At 38.4% G+C, this 18,559-nt stretch carries 18 protein-coding genes and 1 pseudogene; 16 read left to right on the forward strand and 3 right to left on the reverse strand.

Annotation, left to right across the window (positions count from 1 at the left end; all coding sequences use genetic code 11):
* Nucleotides 1–49: 49 nt before the first annotated feature.
* Nucleotides 50–1,375, reverse strand: a complete 1,326-nt coding sequence (melA, locus tag AAHB12_RS14825) for an alpha-glucosidase/alpha-galactosidase (protein WP_342045797.1) — start codon at nucleotides 1,373–1,375, stop codon at nucleotides 50–52.
* A gap of 461 nt (nucleotides 1,376–1,836) precedes the next feature.
* Between melA and AAHB12_RS14830 the strand changes: the two genes are divergently transcribed.
* Nucleotides 1,837–2,343 carry a DUF6843 domain-containing protein gene (locus AAHB12_RS14830; protein ID WP_129728969.1) on the forward strand — a complete coding sequence of 169 codons (507 nt, stop codon included), beginning with the start codon at nucleotides 1,837–1,839 and terminating at the stop codon, nucleotides 2,341–2,343.
* Between the two features lie 48 nt (nucleotides 2,344–2,391).
* Here the strand turns inward: AAHB12_RS14830 and AAHB12_RS14835 are convergent, their stop codons facing one another.
* Nucleotides 2,392–2,616, reverse strand: coding sequence for a hypothetical protein (locus AAHB12_RS14835; protein WP_129728970.1), 225 nt, complete (start codon nucleotides 2,614–2,616; stop codon nucleotides 2,392–2,394).
* A gap of 230 nt (nucleotides 2,617–2,846) precedes the next feature.
* A complete protein-coding gene (gene iolE / locus AAHB12_RS14840; RefSeq protein ID WP_342045798.1) occupies nucleotides 2,847–3,773 on the reverse strand; it encodes a myo-inosose-2 dehydratase in 927 nt (308 codons plus the stop codon).
* Between the two features lie 382 nt (nucleotides 3,774–4,155).
* Between iolE and iolG the strand changes: the two genes are divergently transcribed.
* The 15 genes and pseudogenes from iolG to AAHB12_RS14915 all read left to right on the forward strand — a co-directional run bounded on the left by iolG (nucleotide 4,156) and on the right by AAHB12_RS14915 (nucleotide 18,557).
* On the forward strand, nucleotides 4,156–5,181 hold the full coding sequence (gene iolG, locus AAHB12_RS14845) for an inositol 2-dehydrogenase (RefSeq protein WP_342045799.1): 1,026 nt from the start codon (nucleotides 4,156–4,158) through the stop codon (nucleotides 5,179–5,181).
* Nucleotides 5,182–5,295: 114 nt separating this feature from the next.
* On the forward strand, nucleotides 5,296–6,147 hold the full coding sequence (locus AAHB12_RS14850) for a transketolase (RefSeq protein ID WP_342045800.1): 852 nt from the start codon (nucleotides 5,296–5,298) through the stop codon (nucleotides 6,145–6,147).
* A 5-nt stretch (nucleotides 6,148–6,152) separates the two neighbouring features.
* Entirely contained in the window at nucleotides 6,153–7,106 is a 954-nt protein-coding gene (locus tag AAHB12_RS14855) for a transketolase family protein (RefSeq protein ID WP_342045801.1), read from the forward strand.
* 94 nt (nucleotides 7,107–7,200) lie between these two features.
* The gene (locus AAHB12_RS14860) at nucleotides 7,201–8,628 is read left to right on the forward strand and encodes an aldehyde dehydrogenase family protein (RefSeq protein WP_342045802.1); all 1,428 of its coding nucleotides are present in this window, start codon (nucleotides 7,201–7,203) and stop codon (nucleotides 8,626–8,628) included.
* Between the two features lie 156 nt (nucleotides 8,629–8,784).
* Nucleotides 8,785–9,855 (forward strand): tartrate dehydrogenase, encoded by a 1,071-nt coding sequence (locus tag AAHB12_RS14865; protein WP_342045803.1) that lies wholly within the window; start codon nucleotides 8,785–8,787, stop codon nucleotides 9,853–9,855.
* A gap of 180 nt (nucleotides 9,856–10,035) precedes the next feature.
* Nucleotides 10,036–11,043 carry a LacI family DNA-binding transcriptional regulator gene (locus tag AAHB12_RS14870; RefSeq protein ID WP_342045804.1) on the forward strand — a complete coding sequence of 336 codons (1,008 nt, stop codon included), beginning with the start codon at nucleotides 10,036–10,038 and terminating at the stop codon, nucleotides 11,041–11,043.
* 235 nt (nucleotides 11,044–11,278) lie between these two features.
* Nucleotides 11,279–12,292, forward strand: coding sequence for a LacI family DNA-binding transcriptional regulator (locus AAHB12_RS14875; RefSeq protein ID WP_342045805.1), 1,014 nt, complete (start codon nucleotides 11,279–11,281; stop codon nucleotides 12,290–12,292).
* Between the two features lie 155 nt (nucleotides 12,293–12,447).
* Nucleotides 12,448–13,650 carry a 6-phosphofructokinase gene (locus AAHB12_RS14880; protein ID WP_342045806.1) on the forward strand — a complete coding sequence of 401 codons (1,203 nt, stop codon included), beginning with the start codon at nucleotides 12,448–12,450 and terminating at the stop codon, nucleotides 13,648–13,650.
* 90 nt (nucleotides 13,651–13,740) lie between these two features.
* Complete coding sequence (locus tag AAHB12_RS14885) at nucleotides 13,741–14,415, forward strand: HAD family hydrolase (protein WP_342045807.1); 675 nt, start codon at nucleotides 13,741–13,743, stop codon at nucleotides 14,413–14,415.
* 232 nt (nucleotides 14,416–14,647) lie between these two features.
* On the forward strand, nucleotides 14,648–14,824 hold the full coding sequence (locus tag AAHB12_RS14890) for an aspartyl-phosphate phosphatase Spo0E family protein (protein ID WP_342045808.1): 177 nt from the start codon (nucleotides 14,648–14,650) through the stop codon (nucleotides 14,822–14,824).
* Nucleotides 14,825–14,998: 174 nt separating this feature from the next.
* Complete coding sequence (locus tag AAHB12_RS14895; RefSeq protein ID WP_342045809.1) at nucleotides 14,999–15,151, forward strand: hypothetical protein; 153 nt, start codon at nucleotides 14,999–15,001, stop codon at nucleotides 15,149–15,151.
* A 44-nt stretch (nucleotides 15,152–15,195) separates the two neighbouring features.
* Nucleotides 15,196–15,642 carry a ribose 5-phosphate isomerase B gene (gene rpiB, locus AAHB12_RS14900; RefSeq protein ID WP_342045810.1) on the forward strand — a complete coding sequence of 149 codons (447 nt, stop codon included), beginning with the start codon at nucleotides 15,196–15,198 and terminating at the stop codon, nucleotides 15,640–15,642.
* A 176-nt stretch (nucleotides 15,643–15,818) separates the two neighbouring features.
* Nucleotides 15,819–16,015, forward strand: a pseudogene (locus AAHB12_RS31790) (DDE-type integrase/transposase/recombinase); the annotation flags it as partial.
* A gap of 430 nt (nucleotides 16,016–16,445) precedes the next feature.
* Entirely contained in the window at nucleotides 16,446–17,513 is a 1,068-nt protein-coding gene (locus AAHB12_RS14910) for a Gfo/Idh/MocA family protein (protein WP_342045811.1), read from the forward strand.
* Between the two features lie 15 nt (nucleotides 17,514–17,528).
* On the forward strand, nucleotides 17,529–18,557 hold the full coding sequence (locus AAHB12_RS14915; protein WP_342045812.1) for a Gfo/Idh/MocA family protein: 1,029 nt from the start codon (nucleotides 17,529–17,531) through the stop codon (nucleotides 18,555–18,557).
* Nucleotides 18,558–18,559 lie beyond the last annotated feature (2 nt).

Below are 18,559 nucleotides of genomic sequence, written 5' to 3' on the forward strand. Positions count from 1 at the left end.
CTTTTCCTCGATTAAAATTATAAGGTTTGACATGTGTAATGATTTTTTGTTATACGAACGAAATTGTTTTACGATCTTCAAATTTTGGAATCCAATCACCGTGTGCTTCAATTAAATCATCGCACATCGCAATGATATCGTCCATTGATAATTCTGCGGCTGTATGAGGGTCAAGCATTGCTGCCTGATAGATGTGTTCTCTTTTTTTCGTTACCGCTGCTTCAATTGTTAAAAGCTGTGTATTAATATTTGTACGGTTAAGGGCTGCTAACTGTTCTGGAAGATCTCCTACATAGCAAGGAATGATTCCACTGCGGTCAGCAACGCATGATACCTCAACAACAGCCTTTTCCGGTAAATTGCTAATTAGGTGTCCTGTATTGAGAATGTTACCGCCGAATTTAAATGGAACATTGGTCTCAATCGCTTCAATAATGCGGGAACCATATTCATGAGAACGAGTATGGGTAAGCTGTGTATTGTTGACCATCTCGTCACGCATTTTTCCCCAGCGTTCAATCTGCTCTACACAACGGCGCGGATACTCATCAAGAGGGATATTGAATTTCTCGATTAGCTCCGGATAATTGCGTTTAATGAAGTACGGATGATACTCGGCATTATGCTCAGATGATTCTGTTACGTAATATCCGAATTTATCCATTAATTCGAAGCGGACCATATCATCATGCTTGGTTTGTTGTTTTTCCCTCGCACGACGTTTAATTTCCGGATACAAATCTTTGCCGTCACGTTTAATTTCAAGGAGCCAGGCCATATGGTTAATACCGGCGATTTTTTCCTCGACGCCTTCATGATCCATTCCTAAAGACTTGAACAGGTGCTCGCTGCAAACTTGTACGCTGTGGCATAATCCGACTGTTTTGACATTTGTATAGCGCAGCATTGCTCCTGTTAATGTTGCCATCGGATTTGTGTAGTTTAAAAACAGAGCATCCGGACAAACCTCTTCGATATCCTTGGCGAAATCCCACATAACCGGAATGGTGCGAAGCGAACGGAAAATTCCGCCAATCCCCAGTGTGTCAGCAATTGTTTGACGAAGGCCATATTTTTTAGGAATTTCAAAATCTATAATGGTGCTTGGTTTGTAGCCGCCGACTTGAATCGCATTAATAATGTATTTTGCTCCTCGCAATGCTTCTTTGCGGTCCGAATAGGCTTTCACTACTATGTTTGCCTGTAAGCTTTGTTTTAAATTGTTTAACATATTTTCTGAGTCTTTCAAGCGTTGTTCATCTATATCAAATAATGCGAACTCGAAACCAGCTAATGCCGGAACATACATGCAGTCACCAAGAATATTTTTTGCAAAAACTGTACTTCCTGCTCCAATAAACGTGATCTTTGACATAAATTTACCTCCTGTAAAGTGAAACCGGGACTGTCCATCTAATCTTCTAGTAGGTAAAAAATTGTTTTGAAAACCAATTACTTTCCCGGATTCAATTTTGTGTTTTTTTGTTGTTATAATCATATTAAAACGTTATCATAACAACATCAACGGTAAGTTAGTGCGATTGAAGGGTAAAATATTGTGTTTGATTTATGGGGAAGATTTTGGAATATACAGTTCTCGTTTTCAAGATGTGCTGCCTAACGATCTGGAGAGCATTTCAGTGATCAGGTCGGGAAGAAAGAATGCCGGTACACTCTATGATTTGCATAGGATAAAGCGGAGTTTAGTTGATTTCCTATAATTATTTATTATGTAAACCTGATATGTATGGAATATACATCCAAAAATCCGAACAGGTCGCTTCTTTTGAATGGTACAATAAGGAAACTTGTTTTTATTTTAAAGGAGTGTTGTTTATGAGACAGGTAATATATGTGCTTATTTTTTTACTTTTCTTTTCAGCAGGATGTGCAATGAACGAAAGTAGCAAAACAAACGATATTTATCTAATACCTGAAGGTTATGAAGGATATGTTTATGCTTTTTACAACGTAAAAGGTGCTTCTGAAGTACAAAGAGAAGGGGATTATGAAGTTCATACAATCAATGATAAAGGCTATTTTGTTACTTCTACTTCTAACATGGACTACGGTACTGTAACAGATAAATATTACTATATAGATAAAAGTGGTAAGAGAACAAAAATTAACTCAAGTTGTATCAGGGGTATGGGGACAGGAAGTACAGAAAGATATGGAGGAGGAAATTCAGAAAAAAAGATTGAAATTCATTACACAGGAATTGAAGTAAGAACAAAAGGATGTAGTAAAGAGTTTACTGTTTCAAGTAACGGGATGGACAGTGCAGATACGGAGCGTGCGTTGAAGGAGATATTACTTCAATACTACAATATTACTGAATAATACATAGAGAAACGTTAGATACATTGACTTCCGGTAACGGACTTTACGTTAACTAGTGCTATTTTTATTATTGTATAGGGTAGGATCATTTATATCTACTGGGACATTTTTTTCATCAGTGCAATCATCATCTGTATTTTCTTTGAACTGAAGCATCTGTTTGGATTCAGGTTTATTTACTGCAGGATCAAAAACAGCAAAAGCCAATCCTAATGCAGTGCCAAAGGACACGAACCCCTTTTTTGACCGTTTCCAGCTGAAAAATTTTTTCATAGTGTTTAATAGCTCCTTTATCCTTGTGATACACCACTGAATAAATCAAATTATACAATAGATCTTAGTACTAACAAAGTAATGACTCCCGATGAAATTCAAAAAAATGGAGAGAGTAAAAGTCTCTTTACCCTCTCGTGTTAGTTGTTTAGAATTTAATTTTTAAAATTGGCTAATGGATTAAGTGCCGATTTACCTTTTGGAATAGCTTCTAGTTTATTAAAATGTCATTAGATCGTGGTCTTTTGCACCTGCAGATTTGTCACAATGTCTTCAATATACGCTTTTGCTTTTTTGGCATATTCGTAAGGGTTGCAAATTAAAGGATCCTGTTCACCCTCGATTAGGGCCCAACCATCGTATCCTCGGTCTAATAATTCACTAAAGATTGGCTTGAAGTCTAAACAGCCGTCACCAGGTACAGTGAACATTCCTTTTGATATACATTCTCTAATACTATATTTATTTTGAAGCGCTTCCACTAATATCTCTTGGCGTACATCTTTTAAGTGAATATACTTAATTCTGTGATAGTACTTCTTTAATAGTGTTAAAGGATCATTTCCGCCATAATACCCGTGTCCTGTATCAAATAGTAAGTGAACGAGATTTGGATCACTCATTTCCATTAATCGGTCAATTTCTTCAGGTTGTTCCACCACTGTACCTGCATGGTGATGATAGACAAGGTACATGCCATTCTCACGACAAATTTCACCTGCTTTATTCAGTCCTTCAACCATGTACTTCCAGCCGTCATTGTCCAAGCGGATCACATCAGTTTCATCTTGGCCTCGTCTTGGGTCCTGATTCAAAATGGATCCGCCAATTTCTGCAGTGCTGACCACCTTACAACCAAACTGTTTGAGGAATTCCACGTGATGACGATACGCTTCTAACTCTTGTTTATGATTATTAGCTTCAGAAAAAAGTACTGATTTCCATTGGGTAGTTAACTGAAGATTGTATTTTGATAAAGCATCCTGTAATTCTTTTGCATTTTTGGGGAACTTTCTACTAACCTCTGTTCCTTTAAATCCAAGAGATGCTATCTCGGACATAACCTGCTCGTAAGAATAATGATCACCGTGTTCTAAAACATCTTCTCCAACCCAATTGATAGGGTGAATTCCTAAATGGAATGGAAGATTTCCCATTGTTAGTGCCTCCTCATTAATTGTCGTTTTCATTAGAATAAGTAAGCAATAGTTCTTCTATGGTGTAAGATGATGGAAAATTAAGAAGTTTCATAGTGATGAATTAAGCGCTTAACTGTTTAAACGCTTAACCTATTTGCTTACTATTAATGTGAATTTTAAACGAGTTGAATTCATAATGCAATTAAATTTATAGGTAAATCAGATAATTTTTTCGTGAAAAAAATGAATTTTACAAAAAAAAGTTAGAGAAACCCCTTTCAAAAATAAAATATTTAGAATATAATGAACCCAAGTAGTAAAGGGCTTAACCAAAAAGGTGGTTCTATAGTAGTTCTATGATGAATTGATAATTAGACCAACATTTAGGTGGTGACTTTCATTGGGAGAAAAAATTACGATAGGGATTATTGGAGCGGGCAGGATTGGACGGTTACATGCGGAAAATATTGTTCATATTCCAAAAGTCAGAATTAAGGCAATTTCTGATATTTTTATCGAAAATGTAAAAGAATGGGCTCATCAAATTGGGATTGAAAGTGTAACTGCGGATTACCATGATATTTTAAATGATCCGGAAATTGATGCAGTCTTGGTTTGCTCTCCAACAAGTACACATGTTGCGATTATTCGCGAAGCTGCGGGAGCGGGAAAACACATTTTCTGCGAAAAACCAATTAGTTTTTCAGTTGAAGAAACAAAAGAAGTACTTGAGGTGGTAAAAGAAGCTGGGGTTAAGCTGCAGGTTGGATTTAACCGGCGTTTTGATCCGAATTTTAAAAAAGTGCATGATACTGTAAGGGAAGATACAATCGGAGAAGTTCATATTGTAAAAATCACATCGCGTGATCCTGAACCTCCTTCGGCAGAGTATATTAAGAGTTCTGGAGGCCTGTTTTTCGATATGGCTATTCATGATTATGATATGGCTCGTTTCGTGACAGGAAGCGAGGTTGAAGAGGTTTATGTCCAAGCAGCAAATTTAGTCGATCCTGTCATTGGAGAGCTGGGTGATATAGATACTGCTTTTACTGTCCTAAAGTTTGAAAACGGGGCGCTTGGTGTTATTGATAATAGCCGAAAAGCTGTATATGGTTATGATCAGCGCCTTGAAGTGTTTGGAGCAAAAGGAAGCGTGACAGCCCAAAATGAACATCCAACAAACGTAGAGATTAGCACAGCAGATGGGGTTTTGAAAGACACATTAAAGCACTTCTTTTTAGATCGCTATAAAGATGCTTACATGAACGAAACGCATGCATTTATTGATTCGGTATTATATGATAAACCACTAGTTTGCAGAGGAAATGATGGATTACAAGCAGAATTAATTGCTAAAGCGGCAAAAGAATCTTTTGAAACAAAGAAGCCTGTAAAAATTAAAAGAGAAACATCTAGGTCATTCTAGTAATTTTTTATCGTTTGATTAAGCGCTTCATCTATTTTATCTATAAACTATGTATGCTTATAAATTTTATTTGAATCCATTCAAAACTCATGTTCATTATTAAGGAGGAAGCCAATGAGTACATTACTTGATCAAGAAAAGGTGGTAGTTTTAAAGCAAAAGGCTGCTGAAACAAGGAAGCTTATCCTTGAAACAGTTCATCATGCAGGAGCTGGTCATATTGGCGGACCAATGTCTGCTGTGGAAACACTAGTTAGCCTGTTTTTTGAAGAAATGAATATTAACCCGGAAGATCCACGTTCAGAAAATCGTGATCGCTTTGTCTTATCAAAAGGGCATTCAGCCATTGCGCTATACACAGTTATGGCCCAGCGTGGTTATTTTCCTCTAGAAGAATTAAATACATTTGATGCGATAGGTTCTCGCTTGCAAGGTCATCCTGATATGAAGATTTTGCCTGGCGTTGATATGTCAACCGGTTCATTAGGACAGGGAATCTCTGCTGCAGTTGGCATTGCACTTGGAGGAAAATTGTGCAACAAAGATTTTCGTACCTATTGCATGATTGGTGATGGGGAGTCACAAGAAGGGCAAGTATGGGAAGCTGCGGATATTGCAGCAAGATATAATTTAGATAACCTCGTTGTGATTATGGATTACAACAAGCTTCAACAGTATGGATGGGCAGGGGTAGAAACTGAGCGAGACATTCCTGTATATTCACCAGAAAAGCGTTGGGAAGCTTTTGGGTGGAATGTCATTAGCATTAACGGACATGACTTCCAAGAAATCACGAAAGCTTTTGATCAGGCAAAAGCTTTCAAAGGAAAGCCTACTATTATTATCGCCAATACGATTAAAGGAAAAGGTGTAAGTTTTATGGAGAATTCTTACTCATGGCATGCGCGTATCCCAACAGATGAAGAGCTAAAAGCAGCAATTAAAGAAATTGGAATGGGGGTTTAAGATAGATGGTAACTGTAAAAAGTGCTGAAAAAGTAGCGATGCGTGATGTGTTTGGTGATACATTGCTTCATTTATCCCAAATTGACTCAAGAGTGTATGCTTTAGACGGCGATTTAGCAACTTCAACAAAAGTGAATGTTGTTGCCGAGAAAAATGCACCTAAATTTTTACAGATGGGAATTGCAGAGCAAAATATGATGAGCGTTGCAGCTGGTCTCGCAACAACAGGATTACAGCCATGGGCAACGACCTTTGCAGCATTTCTTTCAAAACGTGCCATTGACCAAATTCAAGTTCAAATTGCTCAACCAAATCTGGACGTGAAAATGATTGGGGCCTACAGCGGACTTTTAACTGGTCTAACAGGCAAGACACACCAAGCATTAGAAGATATTGCGATCTTCCGCAGTCTTGCTAATATGGTTGTTCTTGCGCCAGCTGACGGTGTGGAAACAAAGAAAATGATGGAGTTTGCAAATGAGTACCATGGTCCTGTGTATATCCGCTTAGCGCGTGATCCACTTCCAACGGTCTTTTCTGAAGATTACAAGTTTGAACTTGGAAAAGCAGTAAAGGTAAGAGAAGGGAAAGATGTGACAATCATCTCAACAGGCACACAAACAGGCCGATCCCTTGAAGCAGCGGAAAAACTTGCTGAAGAAGGAATTGATGTAGCTGTTTTGCATATGCCATCCATTAAACCGCTTGATAAGGAAGCTATCATTCAAGCAGCTGAGGAAACCGGTGCAATCGTAACATCAGAAGAACATAGCATCTATGGCGGCTTAGGAAGTGCAGTTGCAGAAGTACTTGTTGAGGAAAAGCCAGTTCCAATGCTTCGAATTGGGGTTAAAGATCGTAATTCAGAGTCAGCTTCAAACGAGGCTCTTCTTCAAAAATATGAAATATCATCAAATCATATTGTAGCTCGTGTAAGAGAGGTCTTAAAGAAGAAGTAATAGTATACAATTTTGCACTAGAGGAATTGCTTTGGTGAAAGATTAAGCGCTTAAGTAATTCCTCTAGGAGATGAGAGTAATTGGAGGATATAAGATGGTACAATTAGTTGAAAAACAAAAACTGTTTGTGAATGGTGAATGGATAGAAACAGATGATATGTATAAAATTTATAATAAATATACGGGAGAGGTTTTTTCAGAAGTCCCTATGGCAAGCCCAGAGCTTGTTGACAAAGTAGTGGGAGCAGCAGTGTATGCCTATAAAAAGGTGCCATTTACGCCTGAGTATCGTCATTCAGTATTACTCCGTGTAGCGGAATTACTTAAGCAGAATCGTAATGATTTCGCAGAGACGATTGCACAAGAAGGCGGTAAGCCAATCACGGATGCACATCTAGAAGTCAATCGCTCTATAGCAACCTTTGAAATGGCGGCTGATGAAGCAAAAAAACTCGTTGGAGAAATTATTCCAAATTACAATGTGCAAGGCCGTTTCTTATATACAGTGAAAAAGCCCGTGGGTGTTGTCGCAGCGATTACACCATTTAACTTCCCTTTAAATCTTGTCGTTCATAAAGTAGCCCCTGCACTGGCGGCAGGAAACCCAGTCATTATAAAACCAGCATCTGATACAGCTACTACTGCTTTAAAATTATGTAAGCTGTTAGAAACAGCAGGTGTTCCAAAAGGTTATGTACAATGTGTAACAGGCGGCGGGAGTACAGTAGGTGAACAATTGTTAAACGATCAGCGCATTGCCCATTATACATTTACGGGTTCACCAGGGGTAGGGAAACATATACAAAAAACGATTGGCTTGCGTAAAGCAACATTAGAGCTGGGCTCTAACTCCGCAACAATTGTTCATCATGATGGAGATATTGAACAAGCAGCGGCAAAATTAGCGAAAATGTCATTTGCGAATGCAGGACAAATCTGTATTTCCGTTCAGCGTATTTTTGTTCAAAAATCAGTAGCAGAGCGTTTCATGGAACTTTTTCTCCAGCATGTGGCAGAACTTAAGGTTGGTGACCCTCTAAATCCGGAAACAAATGTTGGACCGATGATTAGTGAAAAAGAAGCCATCCGAATTGAAGAGTGGGTGAATGAGGCTAAGGAGGCAGGTGCCCTTGTTTTAACAGGTGGTAAGCGAAGCGGTAACATATATTATCCAACTGTTCTCACCAATGTGGCAAAGAGTATGAAGGTTGTGGCTGAGGAAGTATTCGCGCCGGTTGTATCTGTCACAGTGTATGATAATATTGAAGAAGCAATTGAATTAGTAAATGACTCGAAATATGGATTGCAGGCGGGGATCTATACAAAAGACTTAAACCTATCCTTTAAAATTCCTTACTTACTTGAAGTTGGGGGAGTTATCGTTAACGATACATGCTGCTTCCGGACAGACCAAATGCCGTACGGTGGTGTAAAGGAAAGCGGAAATGGCAAAGAAGGACCAGCTTACGCAATTCAGGAACTGGTTGAAACCGTTACGGTTGTAGTAAATATAGAAGGTTAATCTGCTAACCGTTTCATATGATCCAAAACATAACATCCATGAAAACATATGTAGCAGAGTAAGCTGCGGCACTAGAAAGTGGTTGAAGGAAGATTCATTGTAATTCTTACAGTGAATCTTCCTATATAATAGAAAACTCAAAGGGTGTTGATAGCGATGAAGGTTTATAAAATTGCAGTAATTCCAGGGGATGGGATTGGGCCCGAGGTCATTGAAGAAGGCGTTAAGGTGTTAAAGAAGGTAGCTGCACTGGATAAACGTTTTCAATTTGAGTTCACATACTTTCCTTGGGGATGTGAATTTTATTTAGAGCACGGTAAAATGATGGATGATAACGGGATGGAGATATTACAAGAATTTGATGCAATTTATTTAGGAGCAGTAGGGTATCCCGGTGTTCCAGATCATGTATCGCTTTGGGATTTACTGCTTCGCATTCGAAAGGGCTTCGACCAATATGTAAATATTCGTCCAATTACCTTGCTGAAAGGAGCTCCATGTCCGTTAAAGGACGTAAAGCGTGAAGATATTGATATGCTTGTGATTCGAGAGAATAGTGAAGGGGAATATGCGGGAGCAGGAGATTGGCTTTTTAAAGGGAAGCCAGAAGAAGTCGTCCTTCAAACAGGTGTCTTTTCTCGAAAGGGAACAGAACGGATTATTCGTTATGCATATGAGACAGCCCGACACATGAATAAGTCTCTAACAAGCATTAGTAAAGGGAATGCATTAAATTATTCAATGGTTTTTTGGGATGAAATCTTTGAAGAGGTTGGGAAAGATTACACTGATGTCAAAACGTATTCCTATCTTGTTGATGCTGCTGCGATGTTTATGGTGAAACAGCCTGAACGTTTTGAGGTAGTGGTAACTTCAAACTTATTTGGTGATATTTTAACTGACTTAGGTGCAGCCCTCGCAGGTGGACTTGGTTTAGCTGCTGGAGCAAATATTAACCCAGAGAAAACATATCCGTCGATGTTTGAACCTATTCATGGTTCGGCACCAGACATTGCTGGGAAGAACATTGCAAATCCACTTGCCGCAATTTGGTCAGCGAGTCAAATATTAGATTTTTTCGGATATCAAGATTTAGGAGAAAAAGTGCTTAAGGCAGTAGAACAGGTGATGGTTGAGAAAGTAGCGTTAACACCTGATATGGAAGGGACAGCCTCCACGTCAGAGGTTGGTGATAGAGTTCATTTCTTACTATCCGAGATTTTGTAGGATGTCGAAAGCTTGTCGTCATAAGAAATGAAGGAGATAAACAAATATAAGTATTTTTGTTGGCTAAACTCATAATTAAGCTCACCAAATTCCTCTTTTAAAAGCTTTGTTCTTTTAACTTGTTATATTAAAAATGCTATAATACTGAGTAAATGAAGTTTGCGAAATGAGGAATAGAACATGAAGCCAACAATTTACGATGTAGCCAAGGAGGCAGGAGTTTCGATTGCAACCGTTTCCATGGTTATTAATAATACGGGTCGGATAAGTACCAAAACAAGAAAAAAAGTGTTAAAAGTAATGGATGAATTAAAGTACTATCCAAGTGCTGCTGCGTCAACTCTTACAGGGAAAAGTACACGCACTCTTGGATTATTAATGCCCAATATTGCGAATCCATTTTATTCAGAATTAGCACGAAGTATGGAAGACCGAGCAGATGAGCTAGGGTATAGTGTTATCGTATGTAGTACGGATTATAAGGAGGAGAGGGAACAAAAGTATATTTCTTTATTCTTACGAAAGCAGGTTGATGGGTTTATTATAACCTCAGGGTTCAATAGTGTTGATTTAATAAAAGAATTAGTAGATCAACAGATCCCTATTATATTGGTTGCTTATAATATTAGCAAGTTTTCTCTTGATACGGTTTCAGTTGATGATTATACAGGAGGATATCAAGCAACAGCTTATCTAGCTGAGCTAGGTCATCAGCGTATTGCGGTGATTACTGAAACTGTTCAGAGTAGTGTTGAGCGGGTTCGCGGGTATCGTAATGCACTTCAAGATTATCAATTGGCTTATGATGATGAGCTTTGCTTAGAAACATCAGCTACAGTAGCAAACGGTGCAAAAGTAACTGAAGAATTTCTAGATTTAAAAGAACCTCCTACTGCTATTTTTGCTTTTAATGATATTTTAGCAATTGGTGCTATGGAGGCTGTACGCAAACGAGGTCTCTCAATTCCTGAAGATATATCGATTATTGGCTTTGATGACACACCTTTAGCTAGTTATTCTAATCCTCCTCTAACAACTATGGCACAACCGCTTGAGGATATTGGGTATCAAGCAATTGATTTAATTGTTGCAGAAATCGAAGGAGCAAAAAGAACGTCACAGCGTATTATGCTGCCAGCAAAACTTGTTGTACGAAAGTCGACAGGATCTTTAAAGAAAACTCGCTGACTGGCGAGCCGTTAGGCGAAGACAGAGGCGTAGTGGTACTTACACTTTGTTCCTAAAATTTCTTTCTGCGTCGAATTCGCTTCTAGCTGAAAATTTATACTTTCTTAAAGTGCAAAAAAGTAAATATCGGAACAGAAATCCCAAAGATTTCTCCTATATAATAAATTTTAATTTTATCTAGAATAATGTGATGGGGCAACTTTGATTATTTGAAGTTGAGGTAGGGAGGTGGAATGTGATAGTTACTATCTACGATGTTGCAAAAACAGCTGGAGTTTCCATTGCAACTGTTTCTAAGGTTCTTAATAATACAGGGAGAATTAGCGAGAAGACCAGAAAAAAAGTATTGTGTGTGGTAAAAAATTTGGATTATCAGCCAAATATAATGGCTTCTGCACTTATGGGCAAAAAAACAAAGACAATCGGCCTATTGATCCCAGACCTAGCAAATCCATTTTTTTCTGAACTTGCAAGAACTATCGAAGATAGTGCACAGGAGCTGGGGTACAGTTTATTTATTTGTAGCACAGATTATTTGTCAGAAAAAGAAAACAAATATATATCACTCTTAAGACAAAAAAATGTGGATGGCTTTATTCTGGCATCTGGATTTGAAGATTTACAGAAGGTAGAGGATTTAATAAAAGAAGACATTCCTGTATCAATCGTTGCACGTGATTTTCCAATGTTTCCTGTAAATACAGTTGCAGTTGATGACTTTATAGGGGGATATCAAGCAACTTCATATTTAATAAATTTGGGCCATGAAAATATTGGAATCATAGCGCGTGATGTTTGGAGCAACAGGGAAAGATTTAGAGGGTATAAACAGGCTTTAGAAGAAAATAATTTAAAGGTACCAAGTTATTTTGAATATGCAGAGGAGTCAAATATAATTTGGGGGAAAAGAATTACAAACAAATATTTGAAGCATGATCATGCCCCAACTGCTATCTTTGCCTGTAATGACCTACTTACGATTGGAGCCATTCAAGCCGCAAAGGAGAATGGACTTATCGTTCCAGAGCAATTATCCGTTGTTGGTTTTGATGACACTGCCATTGCCACTATCGTAGATCCTCCACTAACAACGATTGCTCAGCCTATACAAGTTATGGGGCGGGAAGTTATGAAATTAATGATAGATATGATTGAAAATCAGAAGATGGATAAAATTCGAGTCACATTAATGCCTGAACTAGTTGAAAGAAAATCCACTGCCAAGATAAAAAGAGAAGTAACCTCATAAGGAAATCTTTCTAAGGTAGAATGCAGCAAAGTTCATTAAGATTCCTAATATTTTTTTTATTAATTTGATAAAGCGCTTAACTGAAATGTTGTGTATAAGCTTTATAGAGACGCCTGATACCATAATTTGAAATTAATAATGAATGGAGACTAAAAATGAATGGTCATTGTCTGATAGTTCAATCTGGAGGTCCAACGGCTGTTATTAATAATTCTCTAATCGGAATCGTAGATGAAGCCCTTAAATCATCTTTTAGCAGGAAAATTTATGGAGCTGCAGGAGGATTACATGGATTACTCAATGGTTGTTTTGTAGATTTACATCATCTGTCAACAGAGGAACGTTATCGTTTACGTTGGACACCTGGTGCTGCACTTGGATCGTGGCGTTACAAGCTAACGTTAAGTGATATTGAAAAAATTGTGGAGATATTAAAGAAAAAAGATATCCGCTATCTCTTCCTTATTGGTGGAAATGGATCAATGAATGTGGCGCAAATGATTCATGAACAGGCTAAAAGAATCAGATATGAATTAAGAGTTATTGGAGTTCCTAAATCAATAGATAATGATTTGATGGGAACAGATCATACACCGGGTTTTGGAAGTGCTGCAAAATTTCTAGCTACCTGTATGTTAGATATCAAGATAGACATGAAAAGCTATATGGCGAGTAACCGTATTACAATTCTAGAAACAATGGGCCGCCATGCTGGATGGTTAGCGGGCGCTTGCTCATTGGTAGAAGGTGTAGAGGATAGTTGTGAACATCTCATTTATATTCCTGAAGTCCCATTTGATATGAACAGTTTTTTAGAGAAAATACGAGTTTTAAATGCTGAAAAGAAAAGTGCCGTTGTAGTGGTATCTGAGGGAATTCGTGATAGTAAAAATCAAGCGATTTCAAGGAATGGCCTTGCTCATGATATTATGGGGCGGCTTCAACTTGGGGGGGTCTCTTCATATTTAACAGAAGTCATAGAAGAGGAACTGGGAATATCAGCCCGATATATCGTTCCGAGTACTTGGCAGCGCAGTAGTATGCTATTTGCATCCAAAACAGATGTCAGGGAAGCCTACCAAGTTGGGCAAAAGGCATGGGGATTTGCAATGAGTCATCACTCGGGAGTTATGGTTGGATTGAGACGAAACCAAAATAGTGAAAAATATAAAGTTTCATATGAAACAGTGTTGTTAGAAGAGGTAGCTGGAACGGAACGATTTGTCCCAAAAGAATGGTATGACCAAGAAAAATGTTCAATGTCTACAGAATTTAAAGAATATGTTCGTCCTATTATTCAGGGGGAAATGCTATTGCCAACACAGGATGGTCTTCCTGCTTATGCTCATGTGATATAAAAATGAGTTATCATTAGGAGTATGGGATTGGCAGTTATTAAGTAATTAACTTTCATTTGTATATGATAATTGAACGGGGGGAATGAGGTAATGAAGGAGCTAGCTGTTATTTTTGATATGGATGGTGTGATTGTAGATAGTGAGCCAATTTATAGAAGACTAAATGAAGATATATTTAAAATCCTCAAGATCCAAGTAGATGAAAATACTAAGCTTAGTTTTATGGGAGGAACAACTAAGCGAAAATGGACAATATTGAAAGAAAAATTTTCATTGTCACAAAGCTTGGAGGAACTCATCGCCTTACAAAATAGTATATTCACAAAACAAGAATGGGATTTTAAACAGATTTTGTTTTCTGAAGCCATTCCTCTTTTAAAATCATTAAAGGAACAAGAGATTCCTACTGTATTGGCGACCTCCTCTGATAAAAAAAGAATACAAGCTGTGTTAGAGCAATGTGAATTGAGATCTTATTTTAACGAAATCGTGTGTGGTGTTGATTTTGAAAGAGGAAAGCCTGACCCGGAAATTTTCCTTCATGCTGCAGATAAAGTAGGGGTTTCGGCGAAAAATTGTGTAGTAATAGAAGATTCTTATAATGGTGTAACAGCTGCTAAAAGAGCCGATATATATTGTATTGGTGTAAGGCATAAGCTAATAGACATGGACTTATCTCAGGCGGACAGAGTTGTAGACTCCTTATCAGAGGTTCGTATAGCAGAACTGAAGCAACTCTTTGAAAGGCCCTCACACATTTTGTGATGTATATTTATTTGAAAAAACGTATGATTATCAAAGTTAGTTAAGGAAGTGATTTTGACAGTTCATCAAGATAACTACTCAGCTGTTTCGCGAAAATACAAGATAGCTAGACGAAATAAACATGTATTTTGGGTGAAACGCTAATAAATAAAGAATGTGGCTTAACAAACACTGAAATTAAGGAGAAGGGCTGAGTAGTTACAATTACTAATTATGAAAGTGACGGGAGTTTATGATTTTAAAAGATGTGGTACAGCTTAGTAACTCTATAGAAGAATGCAAAAATAAAATGTACGAACTAGTAAAAAGTAAGGATTTTTCTAATATAGAAATTATAAAGATTAGTCAACAACTAGATATAAAAATTGCTATGTTACAAAAAATAATTAACAAACGTCATCTTCATTAACAGAAGAATGCAAGTTGAATGTAACCAATTGGTTTGTTAGTTAATGTCAGTTTAGCATCTAGACAAAATGTGTGGGCTATATGGATGAACATTGTGTCACATCCTGTTTGGATATCGTTAGGAGATATAGCCAGTTTATCATACATTACTTTCATGCACGTGGAGGATTAAACAATGAAGCAATTCATAAATATGCGTTATCCAGTGGAATTATTAAAACGTATTGATAATTTTAAGGAAGAAAATGATTTTACAACTCGTACACAAGCTATTATTTATCTTATTCAATTCTCGCTTAAGAAATTAGAAAAGCCAGGTTTAAAATAATGGAATGTAAATGAGTTAAAAAGAGGATAGGAGGAGGAGGAAGAATGAAAGTAGCTATTGCATCTGATCATGGTGGTATGAATATTCGTAAAGAGATCATCTTATTGATGGAAGAGATGAATATTGAATATGTAGATTTGGGGTGTGAGTGCAATGCTTCTGTTGACTATCCGGATTATGCTATTCCGGTAGCTGAAAAGGTAGCAAGAGGTGAAGTAAATCGCGGGATTCTCATTTGTGGAACAGGTATTGGGATGAGCATAGCAGCTAATAAAGTAAGAGGAATCCGTTGTGCGCTTGTACATGATACATTTAGTGCAAAGGCAACAAGAGAACATAATAATACAAATATATTAGCGATGGGAGAGCGTGTCATTGGTCCGGGGCTCGCTCGTGATATCGCAAAAATATGGTTAACAACACCTTTTGAAGGCGGCAGGCACGAAAATCGTGTTAATAAAATAACAGTATATGAAGCGACCAATGAGTGAAATCATAATTTCTGTCATGCGGGGGAGCGGACAGGAATTTTTGAAAGCGTTAACTAGATAACAGGTGAAAAGTAACGATAGCATCTATAAAAGTTTGTAGAATCTCAGTATCCTTTTTGCCTTATGATACCGCTCCAATAGATTACACTATTAGAAAATTTATTGGGTTATATGAAAGGCATTTGAAATGGAGGGGAGAAAAAGAGGTGCATGTGATACTAGAAACGATGTATCTGTGTCATACAGTAGCTTTTGAAGGAAACACTATTGATTTTTATCTTAGCAAAAATAGAAATGCCAGATTAGCCAAGTGCTTTTTCAAAAAGCCTTGGCTTCTTCGCATGTATCTTCTTCTCGTGCAACCACAGTTGATGTAATTACAACGCCCCATAAAAGAGGAATCTCGATCGTGATGGAATTTCAGTTCTTTACTTTGCATATAAATTTGCCATTATCCCCCGATTAACTTGTAGATTCTTACACTTTAAGAAAGTATAAATTTCTGGCTGGAAGGCAATTCGACGTAGTGAGAAATTTTAGGAATAAGTATACGAGCAACTACGACTCTGTCTTCACCCAAGGGCAGGGCTCGCCAGTCGACGAGTTTTCTTTATTATATTTTGAAAGGATTTGTGCATTACTCTTATATAAAACTAAATGTAAGCGTTTTATAATTTGATTAAACATACAATTATACATTACTGAAAGGGCTGTAATGAAGATTTCTTTCAGGCATCAGGATGGGACACAGCGACTTGAAATCTAGCTTCGGCTCATAATTGAAATGAGAGGGGAACTGTGAAATGAATTGTGAATTCAGATTTGCCATTATCGGCTGTGGAGTCATCAGTCAAACTCATCAAGAGCAAATTGCTGCGATTGATGGTGCTTCCTTAGTAGCTGTTTCAGATATCAATGAAGAAAAAGCAAGAAGAGTGGCGGAAAAGACCGGAGCAGACTGGTACGTGGATTATCGTGAAATGCTGAAACGGGAGGATATCGATATTGTCAATATCTTGACACCTAGTGGCATGCATGCCGAAATGGCCATTGAAGCAGCAAGGGCTGGAAAACATGTGATCGTGGAAAAGCCGATGGATATCACTTTGGAAAAGGCAAAAATGATGATACAAGAATGTAGGCAAGCGGGTGTTAAGCTTGCAGTTATCTCACAGCATCGTTTTGATCCGTCAACTGCAAGAGTGAAAGCTGATGTGGAGGCTGGAAAGTTTGGCGATATGGTATTAGGTCAGGCAGCTGTGAATTGGTACAGAACGCAGGGCTATTATGACAGCGGAGATTGGCGCGGTACTTGGTCTTTAGATGGCGGCGGCGCCCTTATGAATCAATCCATCCATACAATTGATCTGCTTCAATATTTAATGGGACCAGTGGACAGCATCCAAGCTTATACCGCAACATTGGCTCATGAACGAATTGAGGTAGAGGATGTGGCTGTGGCATCCATTCGCTTCAAAAATGGTGCGTTGGGTACAATTACAGGCACAACTAGTGCTTATCCAGGTTTATCTGCACGACTGGAGGTTTTTGGTACGCATGGCACAGCAGTAATTGATAATGACCAGTTAACGCATCATTATTTACGTGCTGCTGATGAGCAGGGGGCGATGTACGGAGGTGGAGAAGCTGTCAATTTGGCTGCACAGGAGTCAGCAGCTGATGGAAGTGGCGCAGCAGATCCTGCAGCTATTAACGGCTATGCACATCGGCTGCAGATCCTTGATATGATGGCTGCCATCCGTGAAGATCGGGAACCATTGGTTAACGGTGAGGAAGGTTTAAAGCCATTAGAAATTATTCTTGCTATCTATAAATCTGCACAAACTAGAGAGACGATCACTATAGGATAGAAGGTGAAGATACCTATGAAATCTTCTCCATTGCACTTTGGTGTAATAGGGACAAGCGGTATAGCAAGTACACATCTGGAAGAACTGAACAAACTCGTAGCATTGGGAGAAGCAAAAATTGTAGCGGTTGCCGATCTAGATGAAAAGAAGGGAAAGCTTGCTGCTGAAGTTTATCAATGTGATTATTACCAAGATTATCGGGAGCTATTAAAACGCAGGGATATTGCTGTAATTAATATTTGCGTACCTAGTGGTTTGCATAGTGAGGTAACCATTGAGGCGGCACGCTCGGGAAAGCATGTGATTGTGGAAAAGCCGATGGATATTTCTTTGGCAAAAGCGGAGAAGATGATTCGGGAATGTAATAAGGCGGGAGTGACCCTTTCAGTCGTTATGCAGAATCGGTTTGCGCCGGCTGTGCAACAAGTGAAAAGCGCCTTGGAACAAGGGCGGTTAGGGCAGCCATTGCTGATTAATGCCTCCGTAAATTGGTACCGCTCTCAATCGTATTATGATGTCTCCTCTTGGCGCGGCACATGGGCTATGGATGGAGGTGGAGCGGTCCTAAATCAGGGGATTCATACCGTAGATCTTGTGCTCTATTTGATGGGTCAACACAAGGAAATGTCAGGTTTTATTGCCACTAGAGGTCATGAACGAATCGAGGTTGAAGACGTTGCCTCATGCACCATGAAGTTTGAAAATGGGGCGCTTGGTGTTTTTAGTAGTACTACCTGTGCATATCCCGGTTTTTATGTACGGATTGAGATTTTTGGAAGCAACGGAAGTGTGGTGCTTGAAGACAACCAGATTATGCAATGGCATATCGGGGGTGAGGTGGATTCTGCACAAGAGTCTCTCCAACCCTATCCGCATTTGTCCTTGCATGGAATTCAATTTTTAGATGTGATTCAATCCATCAGAGAAGGACGAGCTCCTAGCATTTCGGGTGAAGAAGGAATACGATCGTTGCGGTTTATTGATGAGTTATATCATCTGAATCGTCATGTAAGTGATGTCGAAATCCATAGAGAGGGAAAGTGATT

This window comes from Bacillus sp. OTU530 (genome assembly GCF_038440375.1).